16 protein-coding genes and 4 tRNA genes are annotated in these 17259 nt (G+C 53.4%); 11 read left to right on the plus strand and 9 right to left on the minus strand.

Translation table 11 applies throughout. The features are described 5' to 3' along the window. Positions 1-109: 109 nt before the first annotated feature. Both norW and norV read right to left on the minus strand, forming a co-directional pair. A complete protein-coding gene (gene norW / locus OGV77_RS23390) occupies positions 110-1243 on the minus strand; it encodes an NADH:flavorubredoxin reductase NorW (RefSeq protein WP_075145735.1) in 1134 nt (377 codons plus the stop codon). After that, positions 1240-2688: an anaerobic nitric oxide reductase flavorubredoxin gene (norV, locus tag OGV77_RS23395; RefSeq protein WP_075145736.1), complete on the minus strand. Its 1449-nt coding sequence runs from the start codon at positions 2686-2688 to the stop codon at positions 1240-1242. The genes norW and norV overlap by 4 nt, the downstream gene beginning before the upstream one ends. Before the next feature lie 191 nt (positions 2689-2879). Between norV and norR the strand changes: the two genes are divergently transcribed. Then, a complete protein-coding gene (gene norR, locus OGV77_RS23400; RefSeq protein ID WP_080626190.1) occupies positions 2880-4400 on the plus strand; it encodes a nitric oxide reductase transcriptional regulator NorR in 1521 nt (506 codons plus the stop codon). On the opposite strand, the gene gutQ is transcribed toward norR, so the two are convergent. From gutQ to srlA, 7 genes are all read right to left on the minus strand, one after another. Continuing rightward, positions 4397-5362: an arabinose-5-phosphate isomerase GutQ gene (gene gutQ, locus OGV77_RS23405; protein WP_038633059.1), complete on the minus strand. Its 966-nt coding sequence runs from the start codon at positions 5360-5362 to the stop codon at positions 4397-4399. The genes norR and gutQ overlap by 4 nt on opposite strands. Continuing rightward, the gene (srlR, locus tag OGV77_RS23410) at positions 5355-6128 is read right to left on the minus strand and encodes a glucitol operon DNA-binding transcriptional repressor SrlR (RefSeq protein ID WP_003037350.1); all 774 of its coding nucleotides are present in this window, start codon (positions 6126-6128) and stop codon (positions 5355-5357) included. Before srlR ends, gutQ begins: the two co-directional genes overlap by 8 nt. A 70-nt stretch (positions 6129-6198) precedes the next feature. After that, on the minus strand, positions 6199-6558 hold the full coding sequence (gene gutM / locus OGV77_RS23415; RefSeq protein WP_043017330.1) for a transcriptional regulator GutM: 360 nt from the start codon (positions 6556-6558) through the stop codon (positions 6199-6201). 54 nt (positions 6559-6612) lie between these two features. Further along, the gene (gene srlD / locus OGV77_RS23420; protein ID WP_043017329.1) at positions 6613-7392 is read right to left on the minus strand and encodes a sorbitol-6-phosphate dehydrogenase; all 780 of its coding nucleotides are present in this window, start codon (positions 7390-7392) and stop codon (positions 6613-6615) included. Between the two features lie 17 nt (positions 7393-7409). After that, on the minus strand, positions 7410-7772 hold the full coding sequence (gene srlB, locus OGV77_RS23425; RefSeq protein WP_087051264.1) for a PTS glucitol/sorbitol transporter subunit IIA: 363 nt from the start codon (positions 7770-7772) through the stop codon (positions 7410-7412). Positions 7773-7785: 13 nt separating this feature from the next. Further along, complete coding sequence (srlE, locus tag OGV77_RS23430) at positions 7786-8757, minus strand: PTS glucitol/sorbitol transporter subunit IIB (protein WP_075145739.1); 972 nt, start codon at positions 8755-8757, stop codon at positions 7786-7788. Continuing rightward, positions 8754-9317 carry a PTS glucitol/sorbitol transporter subunit IIC gene (gene srlA / locus OGV77_RS23435; RefSeq protein WP_003825953.1) on the minus strand — a complete coding sequence of 188 codons (564 nt, stop codon included), beginning with the start codon at positions 9315-9317 and terminating at the stop codon, positions 8754-8756. The genes srlE and srlA overlap by 4 nt, the downstream gene beginning before the upstream one ends. A gap of 264 nt (positions 9318-9581) precedes the next feature. Between srlA and mltB the strand changes: the two genes are divergently transcribed. From mltB to OGV77_RS23485, 10 genes are all read left to right on the plus strand, one after another. Then, positions 9582-10661 carry a lytic murein transglycosylase B gene (gene mltB / locus OGV77_RS23440; RefSeq protein ID WP_032947148.1) on the plus strand — a complete coding sequence of 360 codons (1080 nt, stop codon included), beginning with the start codon at positions 9582-9584 and terminating at the stop codon, positions 10659-10661. A gap of 190 nt (positions 10662-10851) precedes the next feature. Beyond that, complete coding sequence (pncC, locus tag OGV77_RS23445; RefSeq protein WP_043017326.1) at positions 10852-11349, plus strand: nicotinamide-nucleotide amidase; 498 nt, start codon at positions 10852-10854, stop codon at positions 11347-11349. Positions 11350-11441: 92 nt separating this feature from the next. Next, entirely contained in the window at positions 11442-12506 is a 1065-nt protein-coding gene (gene recA, locus OGV77_RS23450) for a recombinase RecA (protein WP_003037330.1), read from the plus strand. An 86-nt stretch (positions 12507-12592) separates the two neighbouring features. Beyond that, on the plus strand, positions 12593-13093 hold the full coding sequence (gene recX, locus OGV77_RS23455) for a recombination regulator RecX (protein WP_087051265.1): 501 nt from the start codon (positions 12593-12595) through the stop codon (positions 13091-13093). 128 nt (positions 13094-13221) lie between these two features. Then, on the plus strand, positions 13222-15849 hold the full coding sequence (gene alaS, locus OGV77_RS23460; protein WP_047409235.1) for an alanine--tRNA ligase: 2628 nt from the start codon (positions 13222-13224) through the stop codon (positions 15847-15849). A 238-nt stretch (positions 15850-16087) separates the two neighbouring features. Then, entirely contained in the window at positions 16088-16273 is a 186-nt protein-coding gene (csrA, locus tag OGV77_RS23465) for a carbon storage regulator CsrA (RefSeq protein ID WP_000906486.1), read from the plus strand. Positions 16274-16609: 336 nt separating this feature from the next. Next, positions 16610-16702: transfer RNA gene (locus tag OGV77_RS23470), tRNA-Ser, on the plus strand. 3 nt (positions 16703-16705) lie between these two features. Then, positions 16706-16782, plus strand: a tRNA-Arg gene (locus tag OGV77_RS23475). A 91-nt stretch (positions 16783-16873) separates the two neighbouring features. After that, positions 16874-16950, plus strand: a tRNA-Arg gene (locus OGV77_RS23480). Positions 16951-16989: 39 nt separating this feature from the next. Next, positions 16990-17066 (plus strand) — tRNA-Arg (locus OGV77_RS23485). Positions 17067-17259: the final 193 nt, after the last annotated feature.

The following is a 17259-nucleotide window of genomic DNA, read 5'->3' on the forward strand; positions in this document are numbered from 1 at the left end:
AACATGTCGGGGCATACCGACAAATGGCAACGCACATCCATGTGCGTGAGGTTAATAAATCAGTAGCAGCGTAGCCGGATAAAGCAAAGCCGCCATCCGGCATCACGATTTACACGGGCAACGTTTTCAGCAACGCAAAGGCCTCTTTCATGCGGTCTTCACTGACGACGAACGCGCACAGCTGACCTTCGTCGTTCATCCCTCTGGCGACCATCCCCTGCGTTTCGGCGGCAATTTGCCAGTTCAAATCGCGGCGCTGGGTTTCCCCGGCCAAATGCAATGGCAGTTCCGGCGTTTTGACTTTTACCAGCATGGCTGGCAGCTTCAACGGCGTATTGCCGCCGAGCAGGTTTTTCGCCAGATACATGGCGCTCAGTTGAATCGGTTGCAGGAACGGAAGTACCTGACCGTTAATTTCCGCACAGTCGCCGAGTGCGTAAATATCTGGATGGCTGGTTTGCAGGTAGCTGTCGACGCAGACGCCACGGTTAATGTTCAATCCGGCGCGGTGTGCCAATGCAGTTTCCGGGCGCAGACCGGTTGCGGCGATCACCGCATCGACCTCTACGCTGCGGCTACGATCGAGCGTGGCGCGAATACCCGACGCCGTTTTCTCCAGCCCCTGAAGCTGCGATTTCAGCAGCAGATGTACACCCATATCGGTCAGACGATGCTGTAAGCGACTGCTGACTTCCGGCGGCATCAGCGAAGCCAGAATGCTGGCGGCGTTGTCGATAAGCGTCACCGCTTTACCGGCACGACAGAAATCCATCGCCAGTTCGCTGCCAATCAAGCCGCCGCCGACAATCAGTACCCGCTGTGCGTCGCGCAGCTGAGTTTCACAGGCGCGGTACTCTTGTTGACTGTTCAACGTGAGCATTAACTCACGTCCGGTAACGGGCGGTACAAAGGCTGAAGCGCCCGTCGCCAGTACCAGCTTGTCGTACTGCCACTGATGATCCTGGCTTTTCACTACGTGAGCATCAGCGTCGATGTCGGTTACCCAGGTGTGCGGGAACAGGCGTAAATTAAACTGTTCGGCAAACTCTCCCGCCGACTGGCGGGTGAGGTCGTCTGCACGCTGCGACTGACTGATAACATGGCTGAGATCGGGCTTGTTGTACTCATCCATGCTGTCCGCAGCAATCAGGGTCAGCGGGACATTTGCATCCTGCTTACGGATATTTTTGACTAACTGGCGGGCAGCGAAGCCCGAACCAATAATGACAATTCCGCGGCTCATTTTGCCTCCGTTGCCAGTACGTCGAAGACGTCTTTACCTAATGAACATTCCGGGCACAGGAAGTTGTCAGGCACGTCGCTCCACGGCGTTCCCGGCGCAACATCCTGCAGCGGTTCACCTTTTGCCGGGTCGTAAATCCACTGGCACACGCTGCATTGCATGCATGGACCGAGATCGGCTGCTGCGGCTGCTGCGCAGGCGCACTCTTCTTCTTTGGATGCTGCTTTCACGGTTGTTTCCGGCAGTGGAGCAAGCGCCCACTGACGAGCAATTTCACGGCCGTGCTGGCGGCACAGTTCCAACGCATCCAGGTCCGGACGCCATTTGGCTTTGAGGCTCAGCGACATCTCGAAACCTGCATCCTGCAGGCGCGTGGATAAACGGTCTACCGCTCCGCCGCTCCAGCCGTGTGAGCCAAAAGCGCTGGCGCGTTTGTTACGAAAACGCAGGCCGGTCATCTCTTCCACGAGACCCGCGATTTTCGGCATCATCACGTTGTTCATCGTCGAAGTACCGACCAGTACGCCTTTAGAGCGGAAGACGTTAGTCAGAACTTCGTTTTTATCGCTACGGGCGACGTTAAAGATTTTCACCGCCACGTTCGGGTCAACTTCGTTGATGCCCTGGGCAATGGCGTCCGCCATCATGCGGGTATTGTTGGACATGGTGTCGTAGAAAATGGTGATCCGGTCTTCTTGGTAATCCGCCGCCCATTTCAGGTACATCTCAACGATTTGCGTTGGGTTGTCGCGCCATACCACGCCGTGAGAAGTGGCAATCATATCGACCGGCAGGTTGAAGCCGAGGATCTCAGTGATTTTCGGTGTAACCAGACGGCTGAACGGCGTCAGGATATTGGCGTAGTAACGCTGGCACTGTTCGAACAGTTCGGTCTGGTCAACTTCGTCGTTAAACAGACGTTCGTCGCAGTAGTGCTGACCGAAGGCGTCGTTACTGAACAGCACCGCGTCGCCGGTCATGTAGGTCATCATGCTGTCAGGCCAGTGCAGCATCGGCGTTTCAACGAAGATCAGCTGTTTGCCGTTACCAATGTCCAGTGAATCACCGGTTTTCACCACGTTGAAATTCCACTCCGGGTGATGGTGGTGCCCGTTGATGGAGTCAATGGCGTTGGCTGTGCAGTAAATCGGCGTATCCGGGATGCAGGACATTAGCTCGGTCAGCGCCCCGGCATGGTCTTCTTCCGCGTGGTTAATGATGATGTAGTCGATATCCGCGAGGTCAATTTCACTGCGCAGGTTCTGCACGAATTCACGGCTAAATTTGTGGTCTACTGTATCGATCAGGACATTTTTTTCTTCACGGATGAGATAGCTGTTGTAGCTGCTACCGCGCAGCGTTTTGTATTCAGTCCCGTGGAAATCACGAACTTCCCAGTCACGTTGGCCAACCCAATGAATGTTATTTTTAACCAGAATAGACATAGCAACCTCAGTAATTAATTCAGCGTTTTTCTAAATAAGATGTTTTGCTTATTGCAGGTTGCGTGCCAATTTTTTATTTTATTGATTTTAAAGGTTTTATAGTTTGATGATTATTAGGTGGTAGTCAAAATGACTATTCATTTTATTGTCAATATGACAATATGGATTGTCAAAATGACAATGAGGTAGTCATGAGCTTTTCCGTAGACGTGCTGGCGGGCATCGCCATTGAATTACAAAGCGGTATTGGACATCAGGACCGTTTTCAACGCCTGATAACCACCTTGCGCCAGGTGCTGGAGTGCGACGCGTCGGCATTGCTGCGCTATGAGTCCCGACAGTTTATTCCGCTGGCGATCGATGGGCTGGCGCAGGATGTTCTCGGCAGACGCTTTACCCTGGAGGGGCATCCGCGTCTGGAGGCGATTGCCCGCGCCGGGGACGTGGTTCGTTTCCCTGCCGACAGCGATTTGCCAGACCCTTACGATGGGCTGATTCCGGGGCAGGAAAGCCTGAAGGTACACGCCTGCATTGGCTTACCGCTGTTCGCCGGTCAAAATCTGATTGGCGCGTTAACCCTGGATGGCATGGAGCCCGATCAGTTCGATGTTTTCAGCGATGAAGAGCTTAGACTGATTGCCGCGCTGGCGGCGGGCGCGCTGAGCAATGCGCTGCTGATTGAACAACTGGAAAGCCAGAATATGCTGCCAGGCCCATCGACGGCTTTCGAGCAGGTGACTGAAACGCAGATGATTGGCCTGTCGCCCAATATGATGCAGTTGAAAAAAGAAATTGAGATTGTGGCAGGGTCCGATCTCAACGTACTGATTAGCGGCGAAACGGGGACCGGGAAGGAGCTGGTGGCTAAAGCTATCCATGAAGGTTCGCCGCGCGCGGTAAACCCGCTGGTGTATCTGAACTGCGCGGCGTTGCCGGAAACCGTAGCCGAAAGTGAGCTGTTTGGGCACGTAAAAGGCGCGTTTACCGGGGCTATCAGCAATCGTAGCGGTAAGTTTGAAATGGCCGACAATGGGACGCTGTTTCTTGATGAGATTGGCGAACTCTCGTTAGCACTACAGGCTAAGCTGCTGCGCGTATTGCAGTACGGTGATATTCAGCGTGTGGGTGACGATCGCAGTCTGCGCGTGGATGTGCGGGTGCTGGCGGCGACGAACCGTGATTTACGCGAAGAGGTGCTGGCCGGAAATTTCCGTGCGGATCTGTTCCACCGTCTGAGCGTCTTTCCCCTTTCCGTACCGCCTCTTCGCGAACGCGGCGAAGATGTGGTGCTGCTGGCCGGCTATTTTTGCGAGCAATGTCGGCTGCGGCTGGGGCTTTCCCGCGTAGTGTTAAGCCCCGGCGCGCGTAGCCATCTGCTGAATTATGGCTGGCCTGGAAACGTGCGCGAGCTGGAACATGCCATTCACCGGGCGGTGGTTCTGGCAAGGGCGACCAGGGCAGGGGATGAAGTGGTACTGGAGGCGCAGCATTTTGCCCTGCTGGATGAAGGTCCGGCTCCGCAGGCGGCAGAAGTTGTTGCGGAGATCCCACAGCATCACAGCCTGCGTGAGGCAACAGAGTCTTTCCAGCGGGAAATGATCCGTCGGGCACTGGCGCAAAATAACCATAGTTGGGCGGCAAGTGCGCGAGCGCTGGAAACAGACGTCGCCAACCTGCACCGGCTGGCGAAACGTCTGGGGCTGAAGGATTAGATAATACCGGCCTGATAGAAATCCTGCAGGTTGATAGCACCGGTGAGTTTACCGTTTTCATCTACCACCGGTGCGGCAGTGATTTTGCGCTTCATCAGGATCTCTTTGGCATCAATCGCGCGGCTCTGCGCCTGCAGCGTAATGCCATTATGGGTCATTGCTTCGCTAACCTGAGTGGTGAGCGCTCCGCCGCCAACCAGCCAGCGGCGCAGGTCGCCGTCGGTAAAGACCCCTTTCACCAGTGACGCGTCGTCGCAGACTGCCACCAGGCCAAGACCCGTGCGGCTGAGTTCCAGCATCGCGTCCATGACGCTGGTGGTAAGCGTCACCTGCGGAATGGCATCGTCACGGCGCATCAGATGATGCACTTTATTTAACAGACGAGCGCCCAGCGCACCTGCCGGATGCGAGCGGGCAAAATCTTCCTCGTTAAAGCCGCGCGCCTGCATTACGGCGATTGCCAGTGCGTCACCCATCATTAAAGTGTTCACGGTGCTGGACGTTGGTGCCAGACGCATCGGACAGGCTTCGCGCTCAACGGAAATATCCAGCACGGCTTTGGCGGCCAGACCCAACGGTGAGGTCGGTTTTCCGGTCATTGCCAGCAGGGCGACGGATTTGTCTTCCAGGCGTGGGATGATGAGATCCAGCTCTTTTGCGCCGCCGGAGTAGGAGATAAATAGCATGACATCGCGGCTTTCAATCATCCCTAAGTCACCGTGCAGCGCTTCCGCCGGATGCACAAAAAAGGCGGGCGTGCCGGTACTGGCGAGGGTCGCTGCGATTTTTTTGCCAATATGGCCGGATTTTCCAATCCCGGAGACGATCACTTTGCCTTCGCAGTGGATGATAGTATTGGCGGCACGGACAAAATCATCGCCCAGCCGCTCAGGCAGTCGGCTGGCTTCCTGTAGTTCCAGCATTAACGTCTGGCGGCCCGCGTTCAGTAGTGCATCACTCATTGGTTTCTCCGGTTATGATTACTTCAATCCCTTTTGCTTCCAGCGCCTGACGAAACGCAGGGTCGATACCCGCATCGGTAATCAGCTTGTCGACGCTTTCCAGACTGCACACAACATTGGGGCTTTTGCGCCCGAATTTTGACGAGTCAGCCATCAGAATCACTTCACGAGCAGCATTACACATCGCTTTACTGACGCTAAACACCTCATTAAAGGTGGTCACGCCGGCATTGAGGTCAATGCCGTCGGTTCCCATGAAGAGTTTATCAAAGCTGAACTGCTCAAAGGCGTTTTCTGCCAGCTGACCGTGAAATGACGCAGATTTTTTGCGAAAGGTCCCGCCGGGCATCAGGATGGTTTGCTCGTTGTCCAGCTCCGAAAGGGCGTTAACAATGTGCAGACTGTTGGTCATGACGGTGATGTTGCTAAAGCGTGTGAGCATCGGCACCATCTGCAATACGGTGCTACCCGCATCCAGAATAATAGAGTCGCCATCGTGTATAAAACGGACGGCGGCTTCGGCAATCTGCTCTTTTTTATGCGTATTGATTAGCGTTTTATGATCGATTGGCGGGTCGGATTCGTCTTTATTTAATACTACGCCGCCATAGGTACGAATGACGGTTCCGGCATTTTCCAGAATGACCAGGTCTTTGCGAATGGTCGTGCCGGTCGTGTCAAAGTAGTGGGCCAGTTCTTCAACCGAGCATTTTCCCTGCTTTTGCAGATGCTCCAGTATGGCAGCCTGACGCTGACGAGGTTTCATAGGCGTGATTACCCTGACTTAATAGGTTGCAAAATGATAATTTCGCAAGCTATTAGCATTCACAACGAAATTACCCATGTTTCAGTTTAAGCGCCAATGATAGTGCATTCTGCGCTAACGGATCATGGGGAAAGATCACATCAGGCTGTAAATCATCAAGATGTTTGCCCATTATTGTGGCAATTTTGCCGGGTCTGGCGAATACCGTAAGACCTTTCATAAACAACGTATCGGTAACCCGTTGCCGCTCATCCAGCGCGATGGCGACTACCACGCGTGGTTTAAACCGTCCGCCGGAACGACCGACGCCAACCCGACCCCGTTGGCAGAGTTTATCAAACGCCCGGTTAAAGCGGGATATTTGCCAGCCGCCAAGCGCCAGTTGCAAACACCAGGCGATAGCGGCGACGGTAATCAGTGCGGAAACCATATGTACTCCTTTGATTTTGCCGGATAAGCGCAGTCGCCATCCGGCAATTCAACATTAAAACATCACCTGACCGCCGGTGACGTTGATGGACTGCCCTGTGCAGTAAGAGGCTTTCGGGCTGGCGTAAAACAGCAGCATATTCAACACGTCCTGATAATCGCAGCCGCGCTTGAGCGGAACCTTATCAATGTAATACTGCTCAACTTCGTCTGGCTTAAGGCCAAGCTTGGTCGCATATTGCGGCAATAACGACTGAAACATCGGTGATTTCAGCAAATTACCGAGCATCAACGAATGCACGGTAATCCCGTATTCCGCCAGATCCAGCGCCAGCGACTGGGTTAGGCCCACGCCGCCAAATTTTGCCGCGCTATAACCTGAGTTGTGTTTACTGCCCACTTTCCCTGATTTGGAGTTGATCTGGATAATGCGCCCCTGAACGCCATCGCGGATCATCAGGCGTGAGAATTCACGTGCGCAGAGGAAGTAGCCAACCAGATTCACTTGCAGCGAGCGGTCGAAATCCCCAAGCTGAAAGTCGCTGATAAACGCGGCTTTAGCGATACCCGCGCTGTAAACCAGCAGATCGACACGGCCAAATATTTCATCCACTCCGCGCGATAACGCCAGCACGCTCTGCTCGCTGGTGGCATCTGCGCCAAAACCGTAGGCGGTGCCTTCGCCAAACTCGGCGTTAATTTCCTGCGCGACGCTGGCGGCTTTATCGCTTTGAATATCCACTACCGCGACGCGGTATCCTTCTGTCGCAAGCCCACGGCAAAGGAATGCCCCCAGGGTCTGGCCTCCACCAATGACAACGGCAACCTGATTCATCTTTATCTCCTTCAATCTTAAGCAACAAACTTCAAAATACAGCCCGGCGCTATACCGTCTGGTACAGGACCCGCAACGTGTACGGTGCCAGGGAATTCCGCTTCACTCAGTCCGTCAAAACGCAGGGTGATATGGCCTAGTTCACGTAAGTTTTGTTCCGCCACGCTGCCAACGGCCGTGACCGGGTAGTGATGCTGACCCAGCACAAATTGGATCCCTGCTTGCAATGAGCCGCTTAGTTCTCCGTGGCAATGGATGAAGCAAAACTCCGCGATATCCGCAGGGGCACCTTCACGAAAGGTAATCAGCATCTGGTCGCAGAGCGCATCCGGGGCACTCTGTCCGATGCGGGTGATGGTGGTTTGATAAATCACGGTCATTTTTGAGTGCCTCTTATTGGTAAATAAAGCCGGAAACAAACCAGGCGATGAGAACGGTAGGCGCGCCGGTCAGAAAACGGCTCACCAGAACAGATGGCACGCCGACGCGGACCGTGTCCTGACGCGCTTCGGCCAGCGACAACCCGACAGGAATAAAATCGCATGCAGCCTGGGCGTTAATGGCGAACAGGGCAGGTAGCGCCAGATGTGGAGGGATGTTCCCCAAACCAATCTGTACGCCGATCAGAACGCCGATAACCTGGGCGATAACCGCGCCGGGGCCGAGAAAAGGTGACAGCAGCGGGAAAGAACAGATCAGCGCCAGAGTGACCAGTCCCAGCGGATGGCTGGCCAGTGGTGCGAGTCCATGGGCAATCCAGTCCCCCAGACCAGAAGCCATGATGATGCCGATCAGCGCCGAGACGAACGCCATAAATGGCAGAATGGTTTTCAGAACGGTATCGATAGTGTCGCGTCCGGCCTGAAACAGAACCGCAACTGCTGAACCCATTCCCATCCCAACTTTTGCCAGCAGACCGTCGCTTTGTTCCGTAATTTTCTTGCTGGCGTCGTACTCGCGACCAATCGTGCTGCTTGCAGGCGTTGTCGCAGCGGATGCTTCACCGACAATGGTAATGTTTTCTTCTTTTACGCCAGAGACATAGATGTCTTCGATAATGTACTGGGCCAGTGGGCCTGATTTACCTGTAGCGTGAATATTCACCGTCGGTATACGACGTTTGGGATAGATCCCGCAGCGCAGCGTGCCGCCGCAGTCGATGATCGCCACGCCAATTTCGTTTTCCGGCGGCTCGCCTTCTTTGAAGCCATCAACGGCCTGCCAACCGGTCAGACTTGCTATCCTGTCGACTATTGCGGGGCGAGTACCGGCGGTGATATAGACAATTTTCTTGCCCGGTTCGGCATCCAGTTCAAGCGGGCCGCCCCAGCCGCCGGTGCCTTTTTCAATACGAATACGTGTCATGATGTTGCTCCCGCCAGATGCACTTTCTGCTCAAGTTGAATGCCCATTTTTTTCTCAAAGATGGCGGTGGTGAAATCAGTCACCCAGCCGCGGAAGAAGTTGGTCACCAGACCGACCAGCAAATAGCTCACCGCTAGCGGGCCGAGCGGAAGACCCAGCGTGGTCAGTCCGCTGGCGATCCCCAGATAGACGAACAGTTCACCAGGGTTGATGTGTGGGAATAAGCCGTTCATGGAATGGCAACTGTATGAGGCGGCGGCGTAGTAGCTGGGCTTGTACTTTTCTGGCATAAAGCGGCCCAGGCTCAGCGTCATTGGGTTACAAAACACAAATGTGCCGATGCACGGCAGCAGCAGATAGCGGGACAGCGGGTTTCCGGCGCAGCGCTGGGCAAAACGTTCAATGCGCTGCTGACCGATAAAGTTAATTAGCGCATTCATGATGACCAGCAGACTGATCAGCAGGGGCAGAATACCGGTTACCATGCCGGTAAAGACCTCTCCGCCTTTCTGGAACAACCCGATAAACCACTCAGCACCGAGTGTGATGGTGTCGATCATTATTCTCTCCTGTAGGGTTTTTAGTTATCTTGCCAAACGGTAACTAATTTTAATCAGATCGAAAGATTTAAAAGTGTTATTTTGATCTCAAAATGAAAGATAAATATTTTAATTTGAAAGATTGTGCGTAAGGGATCGCAAATGTGCCGGTCGGGGGGGCAAGAGGGGGGAAATTCTGTGAAGGAGAGTGACTACTACTTCCTTGTATGGAGGAGGATGCTTTACCATACTTCTCCCAGGCTGAATTTGTTTAATGGATGTCTCATGTTCAAGCGTCGTTATGTAGCGTTACTTCCCCTTTTCGTATTGCTTGCTGCTTGTAGCAGCAAACCTAAACCTTCAGAGACTCAAACGACTACGGGTACGCCTTCCGGCGGTTTCCTGCTTGAGCCACAACATAATGTCATGCAAACGGGCGGCGATTTTGCCAATAATCCGAACGCGCAGCAGTTCATCGAGAAAATGGTGAACAAGCACGGCTTTGACCGCCAGCAGTTGCAAGAGATCCTGTCGCAGGCCAAGCGTCTGGACTCGGTATTGCGATTGATGGACCGCCAGGCACCGACGACTCAACCGCCAGCCGGGCCTAACGGCGCATGGTTGCGGTATCGTAAACAGTTCATCACGCCGGATAATGTGCAAAACGGCGTGGCCTTCTGGAACCAATATGAAGATGCCCTTAACCGTGCCTGGCAGGTCTATGGGGTACCGCCGGAAATTATCGTTGGCATTATTGGCGTAGAGACTCGCTGGGGCCGCGTGATGGGTAAAACGCGGATTCTGGATGCGTTGGCGACGTTGTCGTTTAACTATCCTCGTCGTGCAGAATATTTCTCTGGTGAACTGGAAACCTTCCTGCTGATGGCGCGAGATGAAAGCGACGATCCGCTTGATTTGAAAGGTTCTTTCGCAGGGGCGATGGGCTATGGCCAGTTTATGCCATCTTCCTATAAACAATATGCCGTTGATTTTAATGGCGATGGCCACATTAACCTGTGGGATCCGGTTGATGCTATCGGTAGCGTGGCAAACTATTTCAAAGGTCACGGCTGGGTGAAAGGCGATACGGTTGCGGTTCCGGCCAATGGTCAGGCGCCTGGGCTAGCGAACGGCTTTAAAACCCAGTACAGCATATCTCAGCTTGCCGCCGCGGGCCTGACGCCGCAGCAGTCGTTGGGGAATCATCAGCAGGCCAGCCTGCTGCGCCTGGATATCGGTACTGGTTATCAGTATTGGTATGGACTGCCGAACTTCTACACCATCACCCGCTACAACCACAGTACCCACTACGCGATGGCCGTGTGGCAATTGGGTCAGGCTGTCGCACTGGCGCGCGTGCAGTAATCGCTCCACCGGCCTACCGGAAGATATCTCTTGTAGGCCGGATAAGATGCCCTGGTATCGCCATCCGGCAGGTCTTATTTATGCCACGGAGCAATTTTTGGAATCCCCCTCGTAAATCGTTCTCTCCATCCCCACATTGGTTATGAAAGTGCTATCTTGTCCGGCATATTTTTAACTGACAGAGGCTGAAATGACTGACAGTGAACTGATGCAGTTAAGCGAGAAGGTTGGCCTGGCGCTGAAGGCGCGCGGTGCAACCGTAACAACGGCGGAATCCTGCACCGGCGGCTGGGTAGCCAAAGTGATTACGGATATTGCCGGCAGCTCCGCCTGGTTTGAGCGTGGGTTTGTGACCTACAGCAATGAAGCTAAAGCGCAGATGATTGGCGTGCGCGAAGAGACGCTGGCCCAGCATGGCGCGGTGAGCGAGCCTGTCGTGGTGGAGATGGCGATTGGTGCGCTAAAAGCCGCCCGCGCGCATTTCGCTGTTTCGATAAGCGGTATTGCGGGGCCGGATGGTGGCAGTGAAGAAAAGCCCGTGGGGACGGTATGGTTCGCTTTTGCCAGCGTGAGCGGCGAGGGGATTACCCGCCGGGAATGCTTCAGCGGCGATCGCGACGCGGTACGTCGACAGGCGACCGCCTACGCGTTACAAACCCTGTGGCAACAATTTCTACAAAATACTTGATACTGTATGAGCATACAGTATAATTGCCTCAACAGAACATTATCTATCACGTTTCGCGGTTTAAACCGAAAGCGGCATGACAGGAGTAATTAATGGCTATCGACGAAAACAAACAGAAAGCGTTGGCGGCAGCGCTGGGTCAGATCGAAAAGCAATTCGGTAAAGGCTCCATCATGCGCCTGGGTGAAGACCGTTCCATGGATGTGGAAACCATCTCCACCGGTTCGCTTTCTCTGGATATCGCACTGGGCGCGGGCGGTCTGCCAATGGGCCGTATCGTCGAAATCTACGGGCCTGAATCCTCCGGTAAAACGACGCTGACCCTGCAGGTTATTGCCGCCGCACAGCGCGAAGGTAAAACCTGTGCGTTCATCGATGCGGAACATGCGCTGGATCCTGTCTATGCGCGCAAGCTTGGCGTTGATATCGACAACCTGCTGTGTTCTCAGCCGGATACCGGTGAGCAAGCGCTGGAAATCTGTGATGCGCTGGCGCGCTCCGGCGCGGTTGACGTTATCGTTGTCGACTCTGTTGCCGCATTGACGCCGAAGGCAGAAATCGAAGGCGAGATTGGTGACTCTCACATGGGCCTTGCGGCACGTATGATGAGCCAGGCAATGCGTAAGCTGGCCGGTAACCTGAAGCAGTCCAACACGCTGCTGATTTTCATCAACCAGATCCGTATGAAGATTGGCGTGATGTTCGGTAACCCGGAAACCACCACCGGTGGTAACGCCCTTAAGTTCTATGCTTCTGTCCGCCTGGATATCCGTCGTATTGGCGCGGTGAAAGAAGGCGACAACGTGGTTGGTAGCGAAACCCGTGTTAAGGTCGTGAAAAACAAAATTGCAGCGCCGTTCAAACAGGCTGAATTCCAGATTCTTTACGGTGAAGGTATTAACTTCTACGGCGAACTGGTTGACCTGGGCGTGAAAGAGAAGCTGATTGAAAAAGCGGGTGCATGGTACAGCTACAACGGTGAGAAAATCGGTCAGGGTAAAGCGAATGCGACCAACTGGCTGAAAGAAAACCCGGCAACTGCGAAAGAAATTGAGAAGAAACTACGCGAGTTATTGCTCAACAACCAGGATTCAACGCCTGATTTCTCCGTTGATGACAGCGGTGAAGACGTAAAAGAAACGAACGAAGATTTCTGATAATCTGTTTTGAATCGCATGTTTTGAATCGCATATAGTAAAGGGCTGCATATCATGCAGCCCTTTTTCATTTCTGAAGGCTCACTATGACAGAAGCAACTTCTCGCCGTTCGGCTTATTCACGACTTCTTGACCGCGCCGTACGTATTCTGGCAATGCGCGATCACAGCGAGCAGGAGCTGCGGCGCAAGCTGGCCGCTCCAGTGATGGGGAAAAATGGACCGGAAGACATTGATGCTACGCCGGAGGATTACGACAAGGTCATCGCCTGGTGTATTGAAAGTCGTTATCTGGATGATGATCGCTTCGTTCAGCAGTTTATCGCCAGCCGTAGTCGTAAGGGCTATGGACCCGCGCGTGTACGTCAGGAACTAAACCAAAAGGGGATCCCGCGTGAGGCTATCGAGCGGGCCATGCGAGAGTGCGAAATTGACTGGGCAGTTCTTGCGCGCGAGCAGGCCATTCGGAAATACGGAGAACCTTTACCTGTAGATTTTTCAGATAAGGTAAAGGTCCAGCGCTTTTTGCTCTATCGTGGCTATCTGATGGAAGATATTCAGGCAATATGGCGAAATTTTGACGATTGAGCGCATACGGGATTTTACTTCCCAGTAAAGAAAACTTATCTTATTCCCACTTTTCGATTGCCAGAGGCGCAGTTTACGTGCCGATGCTGGTAATGACATTTCGTTAGCTTGATTTCTTCAGGATAATTATGAGCAAGAGCACCGCTGAGATCCGTCAGGCGTTTCTCGATTTTTTCCATAGTAAAGGACATCAGGTAGTTGCCAGCAGCTCCCTGGTACCGAACAATGACCCTACTTTGTTGTTTACCAACGCCGGGATGAACCAGTTCAAGGATGTTTTCCTTGGCCTCGACAAGCGTAATTATTCCCGCGCAACCACCTCGCAGCGTTGCGTACGTGCGGGCGGTAAGCACAACGACCTGGAAAACGTCGGTTACACTGCACGTCACCACACTTTCTTCGAAATGCTGGGCAACTTCAGCTTCGGCGATTACTTCAAACACGACGCCATTCAATACGCGTGGGAACTGTTGACCGGTGAAAACTGGTTTGCCCTGCCAAAAGAGCGTCTGTGGGTCACCGTCTATGAAACTGACGATGAAGCCTATGAAATCTGGGAGAAAGAAGTCGGTATTCCACGCGAACGTATCATCCGCATCGGTGATAACAAAGGCGCGGCTTATGCTTCCGACAACTTCTGGCAGATGGGTGATACCGGTCCTTGCGGCCCGTGCACCGAAATTTTCTACGACCATGGCGACCACATCTGGGGTGGCCCTCCGGGAAGCGCAGAAGAAGATGGCGATCGCTACATTGAGATCTGGAACATCGTCTTTATGCAGTTCAACCGTCAGGCGGACGGCACCATGGAACCGCTGCCGAAGCCGTCCGTGGATACCGGTATGGGTCTGGAGCGTATTGCGGCAGTGCTGCAACACGTTAACTCCAACTATGAAATCGACCTGTTCCGCTCACTGATCGAATCCGTGGCAAAAGTTACTGGCGCGACCGATTTGAGCAACAAGTCGCTGCGCGTTATCGCCGACCATATCCGTTCCTGCGCATTCCTGATTGCCGATGGCGTTGTTCCGTCGAATGAAAACCGTGGCTATGTGCTGCGCCGTATCATTCGTCGCGCGGTACGTCATGGCAATATGCTGGGCGCGAAGGATACCTTCTTCTACAAGCTGGTTGGTCCGCTGGTGGAAGTCATGGGCTCAGCAGGTGAAGAACTGAAGCGTCAGCAGGCTATGGTTGAGCAGGTTCTGAAAACCGAAGAAGAGCAGTTTGCACGTACTCTGGAGCGTGGTCTGGCGCTGCTGGATGAAGAACTGGCAAAACTGTCCGGCGATACGCTGGATGGCGAAACCGCATTCCGTCTGTATGACACCTACGGTTTCCCGGTTGACCTGACGGCAGACGTTTGCCGCGAGCGCAACATTAAGGTTGATGAAGCCGGTTTTGAAGCTGCAATGGAAGAACAGCGCCGTCGTGCGCGTGAAGCCAGCGGCTTCGGCGCAGACTACAATGCGATGATTCGCGTTGATGGCGCCTCTGAATTTAAAGGCTACGAACACCTGGAACTGAACGGCAAAGTGACCGCGCTGTTTGTTGATGGTAAAGCAGTAGACGCAATTAACGCAGGTCAGGACGCAGTTGTCGTTCTGGATCAGACGCCGTTCTATGCGGAATCTGGCGGTCAGGTTGGCGACAAGGGTGAACTGAAAGGCGCGGGCTTTAGCTTTGCGGTCAGCGACACGCAGAAATATGGCCAGGCCATTGGTCACATCGGCAAGCTGTCTACGGGTTCTCTGAAAATTGGCGATGCAGTACAGGCCGATGTTGATGATGCACGTCGTGCGCGTATTCGCCTGAACCACTCCGCAACGCACCTGATGCACGCGGCGCTGCGCCAGGTACTCGGTACGCATGTAGCGCAGAAAGGCTCGTTGGTTAACGATAAAATGCTGCGCTTCGACTTCTCTCATACCGAAGCTATGAAGCCTGATGAAATCCGTGCCGTTGAAGATCTGGTGAATGCGCAAATTCGTCGCAACCTGCCGATTGAAACGAACATCATGGATCTCGAAGCGGCGAAAGCCAAAGGCGCAATGGCACTGTTTGGTGAGAAATATGACGATCACGTGCGTGTTCTGAGCATGGGGGATTTCTCTACCGAACTGTGTGGCGGTACTCACGCCAGCCGTACGGGGGATATCGGTCTGTTCCGCATAGTGTCCGAGTCAGGCACCGCGGCGGGCGTTCGTCGTATCGAAGCCGTAACCGGTGAAGGCGCTATCCAAACCGTGCATGCTGAGAGCGATCGCTTAAGCGATATTGCGCAGCTGCTGAAAGGCGATAGCCAGAATATCGGTGACAAAGTTCGTTCCGTACTGGAGCGTACGCGTCAACTTGAAAAAGAATTGCAGCAATTGAAGGAACAGGCTGCGGCGCAGGAGAGTGCAAATCTTTCCAGCAAAGCAGTTGATATCAACGGCGTGAAGCTGCTGGTCAGCGAACTCGCGGACGTTGAGCCGAAAATGTTGCGTACCATGGTTGATGATCTGAAAAATCAACTGGGGTCTACCGTTATCGTTCTGGCAACGGTAGTGGAAGGTAAGGTTTCTCTGATTGCGGGTGTGTCTAAGGACGTGACAGATCGCGTGAAAGCAGGGGAACTGGTTGGCATGGTCGCTCAGCAGGTAGGCGGTAAGGGTGGCGGTCGTCCGGACATGGCGCAAGCCGGTGGTACGGATGCAGCGGCTCTGCCTGCAGCGTTAGCCAGTGTGAAAGGCTGGGTCAGCGCAAAACTGTAATAATTATAAGCGTAAGCCGACGCTGCGGACTTCAGTCCGCAGCGGTTGGATCAACGCTATCGACAACGATAAAGTCAGGTTGAAGTTGTGTATATCGGCTAAACTTAGGTTTAACAGAATGTGATGCCGTGACTGCTTACACTTAGGTGTTTGTCATCGCTTACTTTTTGGCGTTATATGATGGATAATGCCGGGATACAGAGAGACCCGACTCTTTTAATCTTTCAAGGAGCAAAGAATGCTGATTCTGACTCGTCGAGTTGGTGAGACCCTCATGATAGGCGATGAGGTCACCGTGACAGTTTTAGGGGTGAAGGGCAACCAGGTGCGCATTGGCGTAAACGCCCCGAAAGAAGTTTCTGTCCATCGTGAAGAGATCTACCAGCGTATCCAGGCTGAAAAATCCCAGCAGTCCAGTTACTAAGGTTTTCGCGTCTCACCTTTCTGGTGAGGCGCAACCTGATTGAATAGTCCTTTTTCTTCTCTTTTCTATTTTGTCTTCCCCATTTTTTCGATTCCACTGCGCGTATTGCCTTTTCCTGCGACGTTTCCGTTTGTTCACTGCTTCAGGAAATTGCCAATTTATCTGTTGATAAAACACTCTTTTTGCCGTTTTTGCAGACTAATTGCGCGTGAAATGTGCAAACGATAAAAGCTCTGGAAAAATTGTTTGACTTATAAGTCCCAGAAAGTAATATGTGCGCCACGCAGCGACGATGAGCAGAAACAAGTTCTTCGAAGCACTCGCAAGAGGCGTGTTGGTGAGGTGGCCGAGAGGCTGAAGGCGCTCCCCTGCTAAGGGAGTATGCGGTCAAAAGCTGCATCCGGGGTTCGAATCCCCGCCTCACCGCCATTTGCATCCGTAGCTCAGCTGGATAGAGTACTCGGCTACGAACCGAGCGGTCGGAGGTTCGAATCCTCCCGGATGCACCATCTTCTCTGCAATAGCGCATTAGCGCTGTTACAGAAAATCGATATCACTTTAGCAGCGATATCAAATCTGCAGTAAGTAAGTTTCCCTGATGCATCCGTAGCTCAGCTGGATAGAGTACTCGGCTACGAACCGAGCGGTCGGAGGTTCGAATCCTCCCGGATGCACCATCTTCTTCGCAGTATCAGTAGTAATCAGCAATTCCCGATGCATCCGTAGCTCAGCTGGATAGAGTACTCGGCTACGAACCGAGCGGTCGGAGGTTCGAATCCTCCCGGATGCACCATCTTCTCTGAGATAACAGCGAAACTGTTGTTTCATGGACTGCGAGATAATCGCGAGTACCAGGGAGGATAACGTTGCTTCAGCAACGGCCCGCAGGGCGAGGCGCAGCCGAGTAATCCTCCCGGATGCACCATCTTCTTCGCAGTATCAGTAGTAATCAGCAATTCCCGATGCATCCGTAGCTCAGCTGGATA

This window comes from Citrobacter sp. Ce129 (genome assembly GCF_030334545.1).
Taxonomy (GTDB): Bacteria; Pseudomonadota; Gammaproteobacteria; order Enterobacterales; family Enterobacteriaceae; genus Citrobacter; species Citrobacter europaeus.

What these genes read in the sequence shown, in the direction of transcription:
- norW (WP_075145735.1), bottom strand. Translation starts at nt 1,243, where the DNA reads ATGAGCCGCGGAATTGTCATTATTGGTTCGGGCTTCGCTGCCCGCCAG.
- norV (WP_075145736.1), bottom strand. Translation starts at nt 2,688, where the DNA reads ATGTCTATTCTGGTTAAAAATAACATTCATTGGGTTGGCCAACGTGAC.
- norR (WP_080626190.1), top strand. Translation starts at nt 2,880, where the DNA reads ATGAGCTTTTCCGTAGACGTGCTGGCGGGCATCGCCATTGAATTACAA.
- gutQ (WP_038633059.1), bottom strand. Translation starts at nt 5,362, where the DNA reads ATGAGTGATGCACTACTGAACGCGGGCCGCCAGACGTTAATGCTGGAA.
- srlR (WP_003037350.1), bottom strand. Translation starts at nt 6,128, where the DNA reads ATGAAACCTCGTCAGCGTCAGGCTGCCATACTGGAGCATCTGCAAAAG.
- gutM (WP_043017330.1), bottom strand. Translation starts at nt 6,558, where the DNA reads ATGGTTTCCGCACTGATTACCGTCGCCGCTATCGCCTGGTGTTTGCAA.
- srlD (WP_043017329.1), bottom strand. Translation starts at nt 7,392, where the DNA reads ATGAATCAGGTTGCCGTTGTCATTGGTGGAGGCCAGACCCTGGGGGCA.
- srlB (WP_087051264.1), bottom strand. Translation starts at nt 7,772, where the DNA reads ATGACCGTGATTTATCAAACCACCATCACCCGCATCGGACAGAGTGCC.
- srlE (WP_075145739.1), bottom strand. Translation starts at nt 8,757, where the DNA reads ATGACACGTATTCGTATTGAAAAAGGCACCGGCGGCTGGGGCGGCCCG.
- srlA (WP_003825953.1), bottom strand. Translation starts at nt 9,317, where the DNA reads ATGATCGACACCATCACACTCGGTGCTGAGTGGTTTATCGGGTTGTTC.
- mltB (WP_032947148.1), top strand. Translation starts at nt 9,582, where the DNA reads ATGTTCAAGCGTCGTTATGTAGCGTTACTTCCCCTTTTCGTATTGCTT.
- pncC (WP_043017326.1), top strand. Translation starts at nt 10,852, where the DNA reads ATGACTGACAGTGAACTGATGCAGTTAAGCGAGAAGGTTGGCCTGGCG.
- recA (WP_003037330.1), top strand. Translation starts at nt 11,442, where the DNA reads ATGGCTATCGACGAAAACAAACAGAAAGCGTTGGCGGCAGCGCTGGGT.
- recX (WP_087051265.1), top strand. Translation starts at nt 12,593, where the DNA reads ATGACAGAAGCAACTTCTCGCCGTTCGGCTTATTCACGACTTCTTGAC.
- alaS (WP_047409235.1), top strand. Translation starts at nt 13,222, where the DNA reads ATGAGCAAGAGCACCGCTGAGATCCGTCAGGCGTTTCTCGATTTTTTC.
- csrA (WP_000906486.1), top strand. Translation starts at nt 16,088, where the DNA reads ATGCTGATTCTGACTCGTCGAGTTGGTGAGACCCTCATGATAGGCGAT.